Origin of the sequence: Lacihabitans sp. LS3-19 (assembly GCF_024343575.1) — a bacterium.
Taxonomy (GTDB): Bacteria; Bacteroidota; Bacteroidia; order Cytophagales; family Spirosomataceae; genus Leadbetterella.
This window is the reverse complement of the sequence record NZ_RJUA01000011.1, coordinates 1-16,118: the sequence shown is the minus strand read 5'-3', so window position 1 is coordinate 16,118 and position 16,118 is coordinate 1. Positions and strand designations below refer to the sequence as shown.

At 33.3% G+C, this 16,118-nt stretch carries 10 protein-coding genes; 4 read left to right on the top strand and 6 right to left on the bottom strand.

The window, feature by feature from the left end:
* Nucleotides 1-65: 65 nt before the first annotated feature.
* Nucleotides 66-2,675: a triple tyrosine motif-containing protein gene (locus EGI22_RS10255; RefSeq protein ID WP_255068230.1), complete on the top strand. Its 2,610-nt coding sequence runs from the start codon at nt 66-68 to the stop codon at nt 2,673-2,675.
* Nucleotides 2,676-2,748: 73 nt separating this feature from the next.
* On the opposite strand, the gene EGI22_RS10250 is transcribed toward EGI22_RS10255, so the two are convergent.
* Complete coding sequence (locus EGI22_RS10250; RefSeq protein ID WP_255068229.1) at nt 2,749-5,421, bottom strand: hypothetical protein; 2,673 nt, start codon at nt 5,419-5,421, stop codon at nt 2,749-2,751.
* A gap of 40 nt (nt 5,422-5,461) precedes the next feature.
* Nucleotides 5,462-5,830: a hypothetical protein gene (locus EGI22_RS10245; protein ID WP_255068228.1), complete on the bottom strand. Its 369-nt coding sequence runs from the start codon at nt 5,828-5,830 to the stop codon at nt 5,462-5,464.
* A gap of 87 nt (nt 5,831-5,917) precedes the next feature.
* On the opposite strand from EGI22_RS10245, the gene EGI22_RS10240 reads away from it, so the two are divergent.
* A complete protein-coding gene (locus EGI22_RS10240) occupies nt 5,918-6,790 on the top strand; it encodes a hypothetical protein (RefSeq protein ID WP_255068227.1) in 873 nt (290 codons plus the stop codon).
* A gap of 48 nt (nt 6,791-6,838) precedes the next feature.
* Here EGI22_RS10240 and EGI22_RS10235 read toward each other — a convergent pair whose 3' ends face one another.
* The 3 genes from EGI22_RS10235 to EGI22_RS10225 all read right to left on the bottom strand — a co-directional run bounded on the left by EGI22_RS10235 (nt 6,839) and on the right by EGI22_RS10225 (nt 11,137).
* Nucleotides 6,839-9,175 carry a glycosyl hydrolase family 28 protein gene (locus tag EGI22_RS10235; RefSeq protein ID WP_255068226.1) on the bottom strand — a complete coding sequence of 779 codons (2,337 nt, stop codon included), beginning with the start codon at nt 9,173-9,175 and terminating at the stop codon, nt 6,839-6,841.
* 73 nt (nt 9,176-9,248) lie between these two features.
* Nucleotides 9,249-10,079: a 5-dehydro-4-deoxy-D-glucuronate isomerase gene (gene kduI, locus EGI22_RS10230; RefSeq protein WP_255068224.1), complete on the bottom strand. Its 831-nt coding sequence runs from the start codon at nt 10,077-10,079 to the stop codon at nt 9,249-9,251.
* Nucleotides 10,080-10,375: 296 nt separating this feature from the next.
* Entirely contained in the window at nt 10,376-11,137 is a 762-nt protein-coding gene (locus tag EGI22_RS10225; RefSeq protein ID WP_255068223.1) for an SDR family NAD(P)-dependent oxidoreductase, read from the bottom strand.
* Between the two features lie 214 nt (nt 11,138-11,351).
* Here EGI22_RS10225 and EGI22_RS10220 point away from each other — a divergent pair, with 214 nt between their 5' ends.
* Nucleotides 11,352-12,347 (top strand): LacI family DNA-binding transcriptional regulator, encoded by a 996-nt coding sequence (locus EGI22_RS10220; RefSeq protein ID WP_255068222.1) that lies wholly within the window; start codon nt 11,352-11,354, stop codon nt 12,345-12,347.
* Between the two features lie 102 nt (nt 12,348-12,449).
* Nucleotides 12,450-13,721 carry a hypothetical protein gene (locus EGI22_RS10215; RefSeq protein ID WP_255068220.1) on the top strand — a complete coding sequence of 424 codons (1,272 nt, stop codon included), beginning with the start codon at nt 12,450-12,452 and terminating at the stop codon, nt 13,719-13,721.
* Nucleotides 13,722-13,946: 225 nt separating this feature from the next.
* On the opposite strand, the gene EGI22_RS10210 is transcribed toward EGI22_RS10215, so the two are convergent.
* A partial coding sequence (locus tag EGI22_RS10210) for an SdrD B-like domain-containing protein (protein WP_310588141.1) occupies nt 13,947-16,118 on the bottom strand: 2,172 nt, incomplete at its 5' end.

Below are 16,118 nucleotides of genomic sequence, written 5' to 3'. Positions count from 1 at the left end.
CAAGGGCGGATTATCTGGCACACAGACAAAATTGGAGTGTTTGCCAATCCCCAAAAAATGGGAATATGTATTTTGCAAATTCTAAAGGCCTTTTGGAATATGATGGAAGTCGATGGCGACTTTTTGCTAGCAACCAAACGCTACGATCTGTTTTAGTTGACCGGAAAGGCAGGATTTTTACTGGAGCTTTGGGAGAGTTTGGCGAATGGAAAAGAAATGAGAAAGGCGATTTGAAATACAATTCATTAAAGGCCAAAATAGGAGGGAAGGAGTTTAAAGAGGAATCTATTTGGAATATTGTCGAGACGGAGGATGGTATTTTGTTCCAGTCTTTTGCTTTTGCTTATTTGTATATATCCGATGGAAGTATAAAGCCATTGAAAGTGCCATCAAATATTCATTTTTTCAATAATGTATTTGGCGATTTGTTTGTTCCTGGTATCGATAATGGTGTTTTTCGTTTGAAAAAAGGAGTTTTTGAGGAAATTCCTGATAGCAAGGCTTTTTTTAAAAATCATGCTTATGCTGCCCTTTTGGCTTCAGATGAAAAAGATAAACAATTGTGGGTGGGTACTTCCAAAGGCGTTTTTAAACAAACAAAAGATGGTTTTTTGCCTTTAAATGCAGAATTAAATGCAATGCTAAATAAATATAAACTCAACAAAGCTGTAAAAATAAAAGACGGTTGGTATGCTTTTGGGACATTGCTCAACGGAATTCTGATTTGTAATGAAAAAGGGGAGGTCAAATATCATTTAAATAAAAACAATGGTTTAGGTAACAATACGGTTTTGGCACTGAATGTAGATGCCGAAGGTAATCTTTGGGCAGGATTGGACAATGGCATAAGTTTGATTCAGTTGGCAAATCCATTGAAATTTTACCAGGATATATCTGGTGATATTGGTGCAGTTTATGATGGGGTGGTATTTCAAAACCATTTGTACATCGGTTCAAATCACGGATTGTTTGTAAAAGAAGGTGACAAATTTGTTTTGGTGCCGAATACACAAGGGCAAGTTTGGCAGTTGAATGTTTTTGAAGGTCAATTGATTTGTGGTCATAATGACGGTACATTTCTGATTGATAATAAACAAGCCAAGAAGATTTCGGATGTAACAGGTGGATGGGTAACCAAACAATTGGATAAGAATACGCTGCTTCAAGGTACCTATACGCGAATGGTTTTGTTTAGAAAAGATGGTGCTGGGAAATGGACTTTTTCGAAAATAATAGAAAACTCGCCCGAATCTGTAAAAGAGATAGAAATAGAAAAGAACAATACTGTTTGGATAAAAAGAGTGCCAAATCAGATTTTAAAACTTCAACTCACTAATGATTATGATTTAGTAAAAAACAGGACGTTTTTTGAATTTCCAAATGTCAGTTATGTGAATATTTCATACTTTCAAAATCAACTTTTGGCCACAACTTCTTCAAATGTTTATCGTTTCGATTTAGCTAGGAAAAAGTTTCTTTTGGAAAATTCTTTTCCAAGGCAACAGTCTGTTGTTAAGTTTTTTAAATCGGGTAATAAAGAGGCTTTGGCATTGAATTCTAACGGTCTGCTCAGTACATGGAAACAAAATAAGCTCTATCAGGCTTCTTACTTTGATTCGAAGAGTTTTATTGATGGGAGCGAACAAATTAAAGCCCTCAATGAGGAACATCTGATGTTTTGTTTAGAAGAAGGTTTTGCAATCGGTAACTATCGACAACTATTTAACTTTGAGCAAGATAAGATTGTAAAAGAAGGTTTTGGTGATGGAGCAATGGTCTCTGGTTTTTTTCTAGAAAATTCATCGGAACTTAATCAGAATTTTGAGATTGGGAAAGATAAAGCTTTTACTTTTTCTAATAAAAACAAGGCCATAGGTTTTTGGTTTAAACCCAATAGTTATTCGCAATCGGCACAGTTTAGTTATAAATTGGAAGGCTTGAATAATAACTGGTCAGCTTACCAAACTGAGAATTTTAAGGTTTTCAATAGTTTGTCGGCAGGTAAATACACTTTGTTTTTAAAGGCCAATTTTTCTGATAAAATATCTACATTTCAGTTCGAAATATTGCCACCTTGGTATTGGAATGGTTGGAGTAAAATTGGGTATTTTCTTATGTTTCTGGGTTTGGTTTATTTGCTTAATTTTCTTCATGAAAGACGGCTGAAAAAACACCAGGAAAAATTGGAGGAGCTTCACAGGCAAAGAGTGGAGCACAAACAACAAGAAATTGTGATGCTACGTAATGAGCAATTGGAAAAGGACATCATCCGAAAATCGGAGGAATTGGCCAATAGCACGATGGTTTTAATAAAAAAGAATGAACTGCTTTCTCAAATAAAGGAAGAAGTTACGGACAAAGTGAAAGAGAAATCGGATTCTATTTTAAGGCTTATCGAAAAAAATATTTCGACCAATTCGGACTGGAAGGTTTTTGAATCAAATTTCAACCAAGTTCACGAGTCTTTTCTAAAAAAACTTCAGCAAGATTTTCCGATGTTATCTCATGGGGATTTGAAATTAGCTGCTTATTTACGAATGAACCTCAGTACAAAAGAAATTGCCCAACTTTTAAATATAACAGCAAGAAGCGTAGAACTAAAACGCTACCGACTCAGGAAAAAACTAAATATCACTTCCGACGAAAATCTCAACGACTTGATGATGAGGATTTAGTGTAGTAAATATTTTTTTAAGCCTTAAATCTTTCTTAGGTAACTGAGATTATCTGTATCGAAAATTTTTAATTTTAATTTTTTCTGAAAGTTTCAGGATAAATAGTTACTTGAATACCAACAACTCTTGGTAGTTGATTAATAGATTGAAAAAGTTGAAAATTTGAAGTTTGATAAACGGAAATTTGGTTTTGATAATTAAAAGCATTTTTTACAAATATATTTCCCTTGAAATTGTTCTTTTTTAGCATGTATTTTCCTATTTCAAGATCTAGAAATTGTTGAGAAATGAGATTTTTGTTTTTATTAAAGGTTAAATTCATTTTAGAATCTAAATACCACTTTTTCCCCAAATCCAAATTATTTGATATGATGAAATCATTATTAAAAATAAGTCCGCCATTCAGCCAATTAAATCTAGCAGCCCAATTTATTTTAAAAATTACATTTTTATTTACTTTATAAGAAGCGGTTATGGTATTTAATAATATATTAGTTTTCAGTTGGCTAAATGATTCGTTTACTTTTTGGGTTGATATTAAATGAATAAAATTACTATAGTAAAACAGAGAAAATTTACTGTTCATTTTAATTCGGAAAATACTCAAATTAGCGTTTAAACTTATATTTGGATTTGGGCTATTTACGAAAGAAGTAAATACGACATTGAATAAAGGATTTAATTGATTGTCATTAATAATAGGATTAAGGAATTTGGAAAACCCAAGAGTAATGCTAGATTGCAAATCGCCTTTCAAACGAAATGAAGATCCTAACTGAATATTTCTTTGGACATAATTGTTTAAATATATATTGCCTGAGCTGACTATATTTAGATTACTGCTATCAGGTAAACTTCCCACTTGACTCCATCCTGGCAAAGTGACTTCTTGTGAAATTCTTAACCATAAAGGGTTTCTATTTAATTTAGTTTCTAATTTGGTAAATGGGTTTATTAGAAAATTTTGATTCTGATTAAAACTTTCAATATTTCGTTCTCTTTTAATATCCCAATATATATAATTCAAGCCAGTTATAGCTTTTAATTTTGGCCTTTGATAAAGTGCATAAATTCCAGTTTCTACAAGTTGATTTTTTACTTTAGAATTTATCAACTCATTGTTTTTTTGTTCAAAATTATCGATTAGTTTGTTCGAGTTTTTAATATTTGTCATTTTGAATTTTGCTTCTAGAAGTATTCTCTTAGTTATGGGTTTTGCGTGGATAAATTGAATGTTTTCGGTATTCAAAAATGGAACAAGTCTTTGGTTACTAATTTGTTGAAAAATAATATCATCGAATATTATTATATTTTCAAATTTATTCTCATTATTATTTTTATTCAGATTTTGATTAAAAAAAAATGAAGTTAATGTACCAGGCTTTTTTCCATTTATGATTAAAGAGACATTTGATGAATTTGCTAGCAAGTGGTTTTTATTGCCGAGGTTTCCATAAATATAAGAGGTAAGTAGATTAAAATTGGTTATATTTTCTGTAGTATCAGACCATAATCTACCTACTTTTGTAACATTTATAAAATTACTAAACCTAAATGTGACCTTTGAATTTGGTTTAAATATTAAATTAAGGCTTGAATTAAGAGCACTTTCGTTATTGATTTGCCTTTGTTTTTTTTTTGTTTTTTGATTTATTTCTCCTAATAAACTTTCAGAATTTGTATTTTGAAATATTTTTCCTGTTACATCATTTAAAAACATAAAGGTATTTAATTCTAACTTTTGTCGAGTGAGTGTGTAGTTAATTCCCGCATCTGAATAATTATTAATGCCTAGTAATTTATTTTCAAAAACAGAATAATTTTCCTCAATGTCAACATCGTAATTATCATATAAACCAATAACAGAACCTGTGGTATTCATTGCATTGCCAAATGAATTCAATCTTAAATAGTCCATAGTTTTTGAGTCTATTCCTCTTTGATTAATAGTATTGGAAGTAGCAAATGCATTAAAAAAACCAGTTTTCGAGATTTTATTATATCGTATATTTGCTAAATGATTCTTTTTAAAACCCAAAGCCGCATCAATCGTACCATAGCCAAGGTTTTTGCTTTCTTTTTTAAGTTTGATATTTAATGTATTTATAGATTGGCCAGATGCTAGTTTTTTTTCGACAAATTCCATTTGTTCTATCATATCTGCTTTTATTGCTTCAAGACTAAGAGATGGCACACCTCCATATATCTTTCTTCCCTCAATTGTAACTTCTTTAACTGTTTTACCTAAAACTGAAATTCTACCTAGGTTATTACTTAAGCCTGTGACCCTCTCAAATAAGGTTGATGCAGCTGCATTCGGGCGAGTATCGTCTGGATTTGTAAAAATAAAAGTAGTGTCTCCAGAATTGATGAATCGGTCACGTTGAGCTTTTACTTCTAATTCTTTTAAGTTTATTAGCCTTTCTCCAAAGTGCAATTGAATAATTTGAATATCGCTAAGTGTGTCAGAATCGATACCTTTGAGAACAGGCAAACAACAAGAACTATGAAAAATAAATTGGTATAATTGTTTATTATAGAGGTTATATTCAAAAGAAGTAGAAGGTTTTAATACTTTTTTCTCAAGTTCATAGATTGATCCATTGGATTTAAATACCAAAACACTGTCTAAGTTTTGATTAAAGTGGCCATTTTTATCACTTTTAAAAATTACTTTTTTAGTATTTTGTCCAAAGCAATGGGACAGAAAAAAAGTAACAAAAAATGCAAGAATTAAACCTTTCAAATTTTTAAAATTGCTGGTTCTCAAAAATTGAATTAATTATTTATTGGAAAAATACTTCTCTAGTAGTGCACCAAGAACCAATACAACAAGTTCTCGCATAGCCAATTGTAGTACCTTCTACTATTATCCTCTCATTAGAGCATTCCATCATTTGTTGGTTCAAATCAACTTTATGCAAATCATTTTGGCCACTATTTTCGAGATTAAAATTAGTATTTTCATTATCAAATTTGATATTTTCTATACTATTTTTTTCGATTACATTTTTCAATGTATTTTCAATATTGAATTTCTCAATTTTCTGGTTTTCAATAAAATTATTTTTTGGATTAATTTCTATCGCAGATTTAGCAAATCCATTATGCGATAACAAGAAAATAAGACTGAGTGTTTTTATTAAATTTTTCATATTTTTATAAATTATAGTTGTAAAAAAGAGAACCAGCTTGTAATTCTATTTTTTTTTTTTCATTTGCAAGAATATCTTAATTTATTTATGAAAAAATCACTTCTTTTATTAGTTTGTTTATTCATCGGGCATATTATTTTTGGACAAAACTTATTTCTTAATAAGAATATCGTTATTGAACAAGAATATTCTTACACTTCAATTCCAATTTCTGAATCTTCAAAAGCTCAAGAATTGGAAGAAAAGAATTTGAAAATTGAGTCCCAGAAACAATCATCAGCACAATATTATTCTTTAAAACAATTTGAATTTAAATTGTCTAAAGGTACTTCCAATTTATCTATAAAAACTAAGAGAATAAAGACGAAGAGTGCTGATTTTGAAATAGATACTGATAGCCCTTTTGCTTCAAATGAAAATAGCAAAATTGCTAGTGATCATTATTTAAGCCTTCTTGAAAATGTTACTAAAATTAATGATGTTTCAAGTATTTCAAAACCAGATAGTAATAAAGGTATAATACTTTCTGCTATTCCGCTTCTGCATCCAGTATATGAATTATCTTCGGTTTGTATTTATCATAAATCAAAAATGGCTGTTGGGGAAACATGGCAAGATACCCTTGAAAATAGTGATGGGAGGTTTGTGAATATTTTTGAAGTTCTACAAAACGATGGACAAAAATCCAAAATTAGTTTAAATGGAAAATTAATTCCCAAAGAAGAGAAAATAATAGTGGAGCCTTATGATAGCCAAAAACACATGCCTGGCTCTGGTATAGAAGCAAAAATTAAAATTAATTTTTTCGAATATAAAGGAGAATTAACTTTATTTAATGAAAATAACTTGATTGAAAACATGAATTTGGAGACAAAAAAAGACTACTCAATCTTAACACCTTTCAAAGAAACTCAGCGGTCAAATTCCTTTAAGATTCTTTTTAAGAATAAAATAAAGTAAATTTTCAAAATATACGTTTTAAAAAAAAGATAGTATTTTTTTCAATACCTACTTCAATTTTAAATCTTTCTTAGAAGCTCCACTTTTGAAAATAGCTGTGGTTTTGGCATCTGAAATTTTTGAATTTACAAGTCGCAAGTTTTTGTTTCTATCGCCATTGATTTCCAAAATCGTTTCGACTTGATTAGAGAAAGACAAATTACTAATCGTTACATTCTTACTATTCTGAATCTGTCCAACCAATTTGTTTTGAGTATACAAACCGATATTTTCTAGGGTAATATTTTCAGCTTCTATAAAAACTAAGCCTTTGTTTGAGGTGAAATTGGAGTTTTTAATACTGATGTTTTTGATGTTTAGCTCAGGTAAACCTCTAAGCATAATTGCCGTTTCAGCTCCTTTACAATATACATTTTCAATGTAAAAATCCTTGAATGACGGCGTTCCATCATTCAGCGGCATAGCATTTATTATGGGCATTGCTTGTTCTTCACCTTCCATTGGTACGGGGTCTTTGGCTTCATAATACATGTCAAAAAGCACCGCTTCGCCAGAAATATTGTTCATTTGAATATCTGAAATGTATATTTTCTCAACTACACCGCCACGATCTCTTTTGGTTTTAAACCTCAGGCCAATGTCTGTGCCCAAGAAATTGCAATTGTTTACGTAAAGATTTTTAACTCCACCTGACATTTCGGAGCCTATCACAAAGCCACCGTGTCCATGAAAAACCGTGTTGTTTTGAATAATGAAATTCTCTGTAGGTTTACCTCTTTTCCTGCCTTCCTCATCTTTCCCTGATTTTATACAAATGGCGTCGTCGCCTGTGTCGAAAGTGCAATTTTCCACTATTCCATTGCTGCAAGATTCTATGTCTAATGCATCATTATTTTGCCCAAACCACGGGTTTTTTACGTTTACGTTTCTGATAGTTAGGTTGTTGCATAATAGTGGGTGGAGCGTCCATGCGGGCGAATTAAGGAATGTGATGCCATCCAACAAAACATTTTGACATTCGGTAAGGCTAACCATGTTGGGTCTCAAAAAATCCCTTATTTTTTCATAATCTGCCAAGGTTTTACCTTCTACTTTTTTGTTGGTCCATTCCGTGTTTTCGTTGCCATATTTCGAAGCTTCTGAAGGATACCAAGTGTCTTTTTTGTCATTCAATACTCCGCCAGATTTTAATAAAGTTTTCCATTGCGAATCTGTCAGCTTTGACTTTTTGACTTGTTTCCAAACTTGTCCAGCACCGTCCATGGTTCCTTTTCCGGTGAGAGCTATGTTTTTAAGGTTTTTTCCCGAAATTGGAGCTTGGCAACGGTAAGCTGTGTTTCCCTCCCAAGTGGTTTCTACCACAGGATAGTCGGCTCTATTTTCGCTGAATTGTAACAATGCACCTTCTGCCAAGTGTAAGTTTATATTACTTTTAAGGATTATTGGGCCAGTTAGCCAAAGGCCTTTTGGTATCAAAACCGTTCCGCCTCCTTGTTCATTGGCTAGGGTAATTACTTGATTTATAACCACGGAATTAAGAGTTTTAGCATCGCCTTTTGCACCATAATTTGCGATATTGAATGTGTCTTTTTTAAATTGAGGAACAATAATCTGTGGTAATTGGTATTGGAATGTTTGAGGGAAAACAGATTTTTTAAGCCAATTTCTCAATGGTAAAGCTTGATCTATCAGGTCTTTGGCTACAGCCGCCGCCATTACTCTTGCCCCATATGGAGAGAAGTGCGTATTATCTTCTTTAGGCTCTTTAAATTTTGGATATATGCCTCCATCAAAAATCATAAATAGTTCTTTTGAAGCTTCAAATCCGTGATTTTCAATAATAGTTTGGCTCAAGGCGTGCAAATCAATAATATCCACACTGTTTAGTTTTGCAAGTTCTTTTACAACTTTTGGATATTCGCCATGTTGGTCTACAAAAGCTCCGTTTTCGTCAAACTTTCTTCGCATTACTGGCGTCAGCAAAAGCGGAATTCCACCCTTGGACTTGGTTTCATCTATATATCTCTGGAGGTTTTTTCTGTAATCTGTCTGAGGTGCAGCATATCGGGTGCTGTCAGATTCTTTTTGGTCATTGTGGCCAAACTGTATGAAAACGTAGTCTCCAGTTTGGAGGTTTTCTAAGACTCTTTTCCAATGACCTTGCTCTCTAAAACTTTTGGTGCTTCTACCATTTAGGGCATAGTTGAAAATCTGCACTTCATCCGTGAAAAACTCATTGAATACCTGTCCCCAGCCAGTTTCAGGAGCATCGTATGGGTTTTTGTTGGCCATGGTACTATCTCCAATTAAGTGAATTCTTGGCCCGCTGGTTTTGGTAGTAAAACCAAAAGCTAAAATGCTAAAAAAGAAGATGTATTTTTTCATAAGAACCTTACTCCCAACCCCTCCCTACAGGAGAGGGGAGAAAATGAGTTTTTAATAATTGGTTTTGTTGTAATTATCTCAACAAGTTTAAGTTCACAAAATCCATATCGGTAAAGTCCTTGTTTTCGCCTGCCATACCCCAAATAAACGAGTAATTGGCTGATCCACCACCAGCATGGATGCTCCATGGAGGAGATATAATGGCTTGGTGATTTTGCACCCACATGTGGCGTGTTTCGTCAGGTTTGCCCATAAAGTGCATCATACCTTGGTTTTCAGGAACATCAAAGTAGCAATACACCTCACTTCTACGGTCGTGTACGTGAGGAGGCATGGTATTCCAGATGCTTCCAGTTTTCAAAACGGTCAATCCCATCACCAACTGGCATGACATTATGCCGTCATTGTGAATGTATTTGTAAATCGTACGGTGATTTGAAGTTTCAGGTGCTCCAAGTGTAACAGGAGAGGCATCTTCTTTGGTAAATATTTTGTTTTCAAAAGTGTGATGTGCCGGTGAGGAAAGTAAGAAAAAACAGGCAGGATTTTGAGCATCATCCGAAGAAAATATTACTTCTTTGGTGCCTTTTCCAAGATAAACGCAGCTTAATTTTTCCACTTCGTAAGTTTCACCATCGGCCACAACTTTTCCTGCCCCAGCAACATTTATGATACCTATTTCACGTCTTTCAAGGAAATACTCACTTTTTAGAGCGTCATAAGTTCCTAATTTCAAAGAACTATTTACAGGTTTTGCTCCTCCCAAAACCAATCTGTCATAGTGGGTGTAGGTAAGGTTTATTTGGTCAGTTACAAAAAGGCTTTCAACCAAGAAATTCTCCCTAAGCTCTGCTGTATTCATTCTTTCCACTTCACGTGGACTACTTTCATATCTTGAAATCATATATTTAATTTGTTAATTTGCTAATTATTAATTTGTTAATTTTTGATGTTTTAATTCTTGAAAGTCTAAAAATATACTTGATAATTTCTTTAATTTTTGAATTGGTTTTTTTGAAATTTCTACTGCATTAGTATGGTCATTAAACATTTTCGATTAATAAATTATGCTTACAATCTCTTTTATTAGATAAAAAAAATCCAATAACTAATATACTAATAAACTCCCGATAGCTATCGGGATACTAATAACCTCCCGATAGCTATCGGGATACTAATTAACCAATTAACAAATTAAACTCACCTTCCCATCCAGCCACCATCAACAGTCAAAATAGTACCTTGAACATAGCTTGACATTTCTGATGATAAAAATACTGCTGGGCCTTTAAAATCCTCGGGCTCCCCCCATCTACCTGACGGAATTCTACCTAAAATAGATGCACTTCTTTCCGGGTCGTTACGTAAAGCTTCGGTATTGTCAGTTGCGATATAGCCGGGAGCTATTCCGTTTACGTTGATATTTTTTGAAGCCCATTCGTTGGCAAAAGCTTTTACTAAGCTACCAATGGCACCTTTGCTAGCGGCATAGCCTGGTACGTTTATTCCGCCTTGGAAAGTTAAAAGTGAAGCCGTGAAAATAACTTTTCCACTGCCGTTTTCTATCATAGATTTTCCGATTTCTCTGGTAATAATAAATTGAGCATCAAGGTTAATGGCAATCACTTTGTCCCAATACTCGTCAGAATGTTCGGCAGCCGGAGCTCTTAAAATAGTACCTGCATTGTTTATCAAAATGTCAATTTTTGGATGATCGGCTTTTGCTTTTTCAAGAAAAGTATAAATAGATTTTCTGTCAGCAAAGTCGGCCTGATAGGGATAAAATTTCCGTCCAAGTGCTTCAACAGATTTTTGAATATCGCTACCCTCGGCTTTCATGCTGCCAGAGACGCCAATGATGTCGGCACCTGCTTCGGCTAATCCTTCAGCCATGGCTTTTCCGATACCTCTGTTACAACCTGTCACTAAGGCAAGCTTGCCTTCCAAATTTATATTAATCATAAAAAAAACAATAATTTTGTAAGATTACCACCGATTTGGCTTGAATACAAACAATGGTTTTAAATAATTTATGCAATCGTTTCCAAAGAACTTTTGTATATGAAGAATTTTCAAAAAACGGGAAATTGTGTAAATTTTGAAAATATAGAATTGTATAAATTGATGAAAATAGGCTATATTGTGTTTTGAATAAACCTAAATCTTAGAATTGAAATTGGAGACTGTTACATTAAAAGATATTGCAAAAGCCCTAAACTTATCTACTTCCACAGTATCTAGGGCACTTCGTGACAGTTACGAAATCAACGAAAATACCAAGAAAAAGGTAGCGGAATATGCGAAAAAAGTTCGATATGTGCCAAATCCGATAGCTTTAAGTTTAAAAGATAATAAGACAAAAGCCATTGGTGTAATTGTGCCTGAAATTGCCAATAATTTCTTTTCCCAGGCCATAAACGGGATAGAAGATGAAGCTTACAGTAGGGGATACCACGTGGTGATTTGTCAAAGTCATGAATCTTTGGAGCGGGAAAAGGAAAATTTTAGGCATCTGTTTGCAAGGAAGGTGGACGGTGTTTTGATTTCGCTTTCGGGTACGAGTAAAGATATCAACCATATATTGGAATACAGTGAAAATGATTTTTCTGTTGTGTTTTTTGACAGGGTACCAGAGAATGAAAGTTTTCATAAAGTAGTGGCAAATAATGTGGCTGGGGCCTTTAATGCCACAGAATATTTGATAAAACAAGGTAAAAAGAGAATAGCCCATATCACAAGTCCGCAGTCGCTTTCTATAAGCCAAGAGCGATTGGAAGGATATCGTAAAGCTTTGGAAACTCATGGGATTGTTTTTGACGAGTCCTTAGTGAAATACTGTGGATTTGATCCTGAAGAAGCTTTTTTAGCTATTGATAACCTGATAGATAGTCAAAATCCAGATGCTTTTTTTATATGTAGCGATAGGCTGGCATTAAACTGCTATGAGGTTTTGCAAAAACGATATGAGAATAAAATAAATGACATGATGTTTTTTGGATTTACAAACTTGAATGTTTCCCATCTTTTTAGGCCGCAGCTTTCAACGGTTGTTCAGCCAGCTTATGAAATGGGGATGCAAGCTGCCAAAATCTTGTTGGATAAATTGGAAAGCAAGAAAAAAAATCAAGAATACGAAAAAATTGTACTCGAAACTTATTTAAAAATAAGCTAGTATATTTGCCACAATATAGACCTAACTATGGCTTCAAAACGGAATTTTATAAATAACAAAACCTTTGTATTTCTTATAATACTGGTGTTTTTTAAAAACATCTTGTTCGAATATTTATATAATACTCTGAATGTTGCACTTTGGGATATTCAAAAGAGCGGCATGTTTAACGCCATTTTTAATGTTTTCGAATGGACTGTTTTCTGGTATATTTTTAGAAATACCCTAACCAATAAAGTACAGATAGCATTTTTATGGTTAATAACAATAGGTTTCACTTCAATTAGTTTTTTCTTAGGTAAACCAATTTTTAGATTAGATTACGATAATTTAATATTGAATTGCGTTTTGAATTTTTTGCCTTTTTTGATTTATATTTTTATAAAAAAAGCTCCAAAACTTATTTTTCTGCCTGCTATAATGGGTATTTTGCCTTTGGTAAATCTAGAAATAGCGAATGGTTTTACAGGAAATTTATCGATTTTTCGGGCATTTTTTAACAGCGGCGTGCTTGAACTGAACGCTGGACAAAATATTTATATAGACCTTGGTTTGGCTTTAATTAAAACCATTTTTTGGGCTGCAGTAGTTATTTTATTTTATGAGGTCAATCACCAGTTTTTTGCCTATAAATCTTGGCGGTTTGATGTGGAATTACCTATAAAAAAAGGCACTTTGACTTTAAATGTTATCGTTTTTAAAACTCTGATTTATTGGATGGTGGGTTCAATATTAATCACTATGGTTGGGAATAATTCGATACCTGTATTTACAAATAAAGTGGGTCTCGTGCTTAATGGTTTTGGTTTTTTTAGCTTTTTGGCTATTTCCAGCATTTATTTTAGAAAATACATAACGCTCTATTTTTATAACAAATGTGGGCATTCAAACTGGCTTTATACATTGTTTTTTATTCCTTTTTTAGATTTTGTGGCTTTGCTGATAACTTTAACAATCCCTTTTTCAATTTCTAAAAAAATTATCAATTATAAGTTTACTTACCGCCGACTTGTGGGTTTGGTTTCCATCATACTTTTTGCTTATGCTGCAGTTTGTTTTTTTCTAAATGTAAAAAATATCCCAAGTATAGAAAAGGATTTAAAATTAGGTCTAACTTTATCTCAAATAGTTTTGCCTGTTTTTTCAGGTATAGGATTGTTTATTGCTTTGAAATCTAATACTTTTTATCGTTTTCTTTTGGCATTTCTAATCCTTCTTTTGCCTATTGTATCGCTATATTTAGTGCCAAAAATTGAACTTTCTGGCAAAATAGAATTATTGGTAAATACACTTTCCATTTATCTTCATTCTGCATTAATTATCTTTTTTATCTATCCAATTTTATACTTTAAGCAGTATTTAAAATTGAAATAATGGAAGTTTGAATATTGGTTAATTCAAATCTGGATTGTTCCGTTCGTGAAAAATGAAGTTTTTTGGATGTTGAAATGAAAAACTGGTAGTAAAAATCACTTGTTCTCTAATATTGAAAAATTATTTTTAGAGAATCTATACTGGATTTTTATTTAAACTTTTTTTGGAATAAAAAAATGACTAATCTGCATTTCTACAGACTAGCCATTGGTATAGAGGATAGGTTTATTTGCTTTTCGTAATTTTAAAAGGTAGACAAATCTGCGGAGGACAAGGGCAGGAGTCTTCAATTATTATTGGGCAACAATTGCCTGACTGACAAGTATTTCCGTCAGTGATTATTGAGTAGTTACCTGGCAAGGTTGCTGTGTAGGTTTGACTATTTGCACCATTTATATTTACGCCATTTAACTGCCATTGATAGGTTCCATATCCGCTTGGAGCTGTTAAGTCTACACTTTCATTTTTTATTGTACAGATTTTTATTGGCACAGAAACAAATACATTTGAATAGTCATCTTCCGTAACGTTTTTGTCCCCAGCAAAAGAATCCACATCGTTATAATTTGAACTAATTAGCCATGCTGAGTGTGAAAGATAACCGCCCATATTGGTCAGTATTCTTGCTTTTATGGTCAGCGTGTCAGTTTCGTTGAAATTCAAACTTATGTTTGACCAAATATTGGTATTTGAATCATAAGAACCACCTGTCACATCAGCAGAGATATATTGAAAATTTGCTCCCAAGCTGTCTTTGATAGATAGTAAAGCTGTTCCTGAAAGGGTGTCTTGTCTGTAGGCAATAACTTGGAACGTAACAATTTCATCTAGTTGGCGTTCACAACCGCCGTCTGAATTTCCAACGAGAGCAATATCAATTTTCGGAATATTGACTATTGTCGTATCACTTGGCCCAGGCTCGTAAGGATTCACATTGTCAGATGTATCGGTTACAGTTACACCTATTGGGTCAGTACCGAATACCAAGGCTGAGTTTGCAACATAGCCTCTTTCAATATCGGCAGCTAGTAAGGTATAATGTGCTATTGCAAATCCAGTTTGGTTTGGTGCCAACACGTTTGGTGAAACACTGATTGGACTGTTAGAAATCAAAGTGTCTTCAATGAAAACATTGCTTAACGTGATATTTCCAGTATTCAATACCGTAAATCCGTACGTGATTTTATCTCCAACTAAGCCTGTTCCTACCAAAACTCCATCTTTAGTCAATCTAATTTTTGGATCATAAAAATTAAATCCAGCGTCCATAGCATTTAGATTTCTGAGAGGGTCATTTAAGGTCAATGTTGTATTCACATTAAACAAATCAGTGATTCCAGTAATTGGATCGGCGTCTGAGTCGAGTTCAGAATCTGAGCCAATGTTTTTCAAATCAGCATTCATTCCTACTGGTTTAACAAATTGGAGACGGTAATCGCCGTTAATTACATTGTTAAATACATATTTTCCATCAATTCCTGAAACTGTCGTGTCAATAATTACACCTGACGCATTGAGTAAGTACACCGTAACGTTTGGCAATGGGGTATCCCCAGCATTTTGTGTATTTGAAAAGTCTTTATCTTCAAAAACATAGTCGCCAATAGAGCCATAAGGAACATATCCAGCGTCTTTTTTGGTATTGTTTCTCAAAGTATCATTGACAGGTTTAGTAACATCAATGCTAATTGTTTCAGTCCATCCCGACGTATTAATATCACTATCTAAGGTGTCAATTCCATTATATTGAGGTGAAACCATAGCCTCAGATGGGGTTTTAAAGAATAATTTGTAGTTCCCAGAAGGCAAAGAATCAAATAGATATTTTCCATTAATATCTGAAATTGTACTATCTAACAACACAGTTCCAGTTCCGTCGTAAAGGTAAACTTTAATACTATCCATAAAACTTTCAGTAAGCTCCTGCACGCCATTGTTATTGTAGTCTGCCCAAACTAAATCTCCAATGGAACCAAATCTTACTTCAATAACTTCTGTTGTAGCCGTTGCTGTACAACCGTTTAAGCTTTTTGCCGTTACGGTATAAATGCCAGGCGTAGAAATACTTACGGTATCATTGGTTCCTAATCCATTAGACCAAAGATATGATTCTCCTCCTTGAGCAATTCTTAGAACATTGCTTTGAAGGACACTAATAGTATCATTACCCAAGATTGTAGGCAATGGCATAATCGTATCTACAGCTACAACAATTGATGCAGTTGCCGTAAATCCATTCACAATATTGGTTTTTGTAACCGTATAAATCGTGGTTATTGAAGGCAAAGCGATCGGATTAGAAATATTAGCATCACTAAGTCCAATTGATGGCGACCAGCTATAGGTATGACCAATTTCAGCTATTTCTCCAATTTCTTGTCCTAAAGTATTATCAAC

Excerpts from the sequence above, each read along its gene's own strand:
- EGI22_RS10255 (WP_255068230.1), top strand. The coding sequence starts at position 66 with ATGTATTTTGCAAATTCTAAAGGCCTTTTGGAATATGATGGAAGTCGA.
- EGI22_RS10245 (WP_255068228.1), bottom strand. The coding sequence starts at position 5,830 with ATGAAAAATTTAATAAAAACACTCAGTCTTATTTTCTTGTTATCGCAT.
- EGI22_RS10240 (WP_255068227.1), top strand. The coding sequence starts at position 5,918 with ATGAAAAAATCACTTCTTTTATTAGTTTGTTTATTCATCGGGCATATT.
- EGI22_RS10235 (WP_255068226.1), bottom strand. The coding sequence starts at position 9,175 with ATGAAAAAATACATCTTCTTTTTTAGCATTTTAGCTTTTGGTTTTACT.
- kduI (WP_255068224.1), bottom strand. The coding sequence starts at position 10,079 with ATGATTTCAAGATATGAAAGTAGTCCACGTGAAGTGGAAAGAATGAAT.
- EGI22_RS10225 (WP_255068223.1), bottom strand. The coding sequence starts at position 11,137 with ATGATTAATATAAATTTGGAAGGCAAGCTTGCCTTAGTGACAGGTTGT.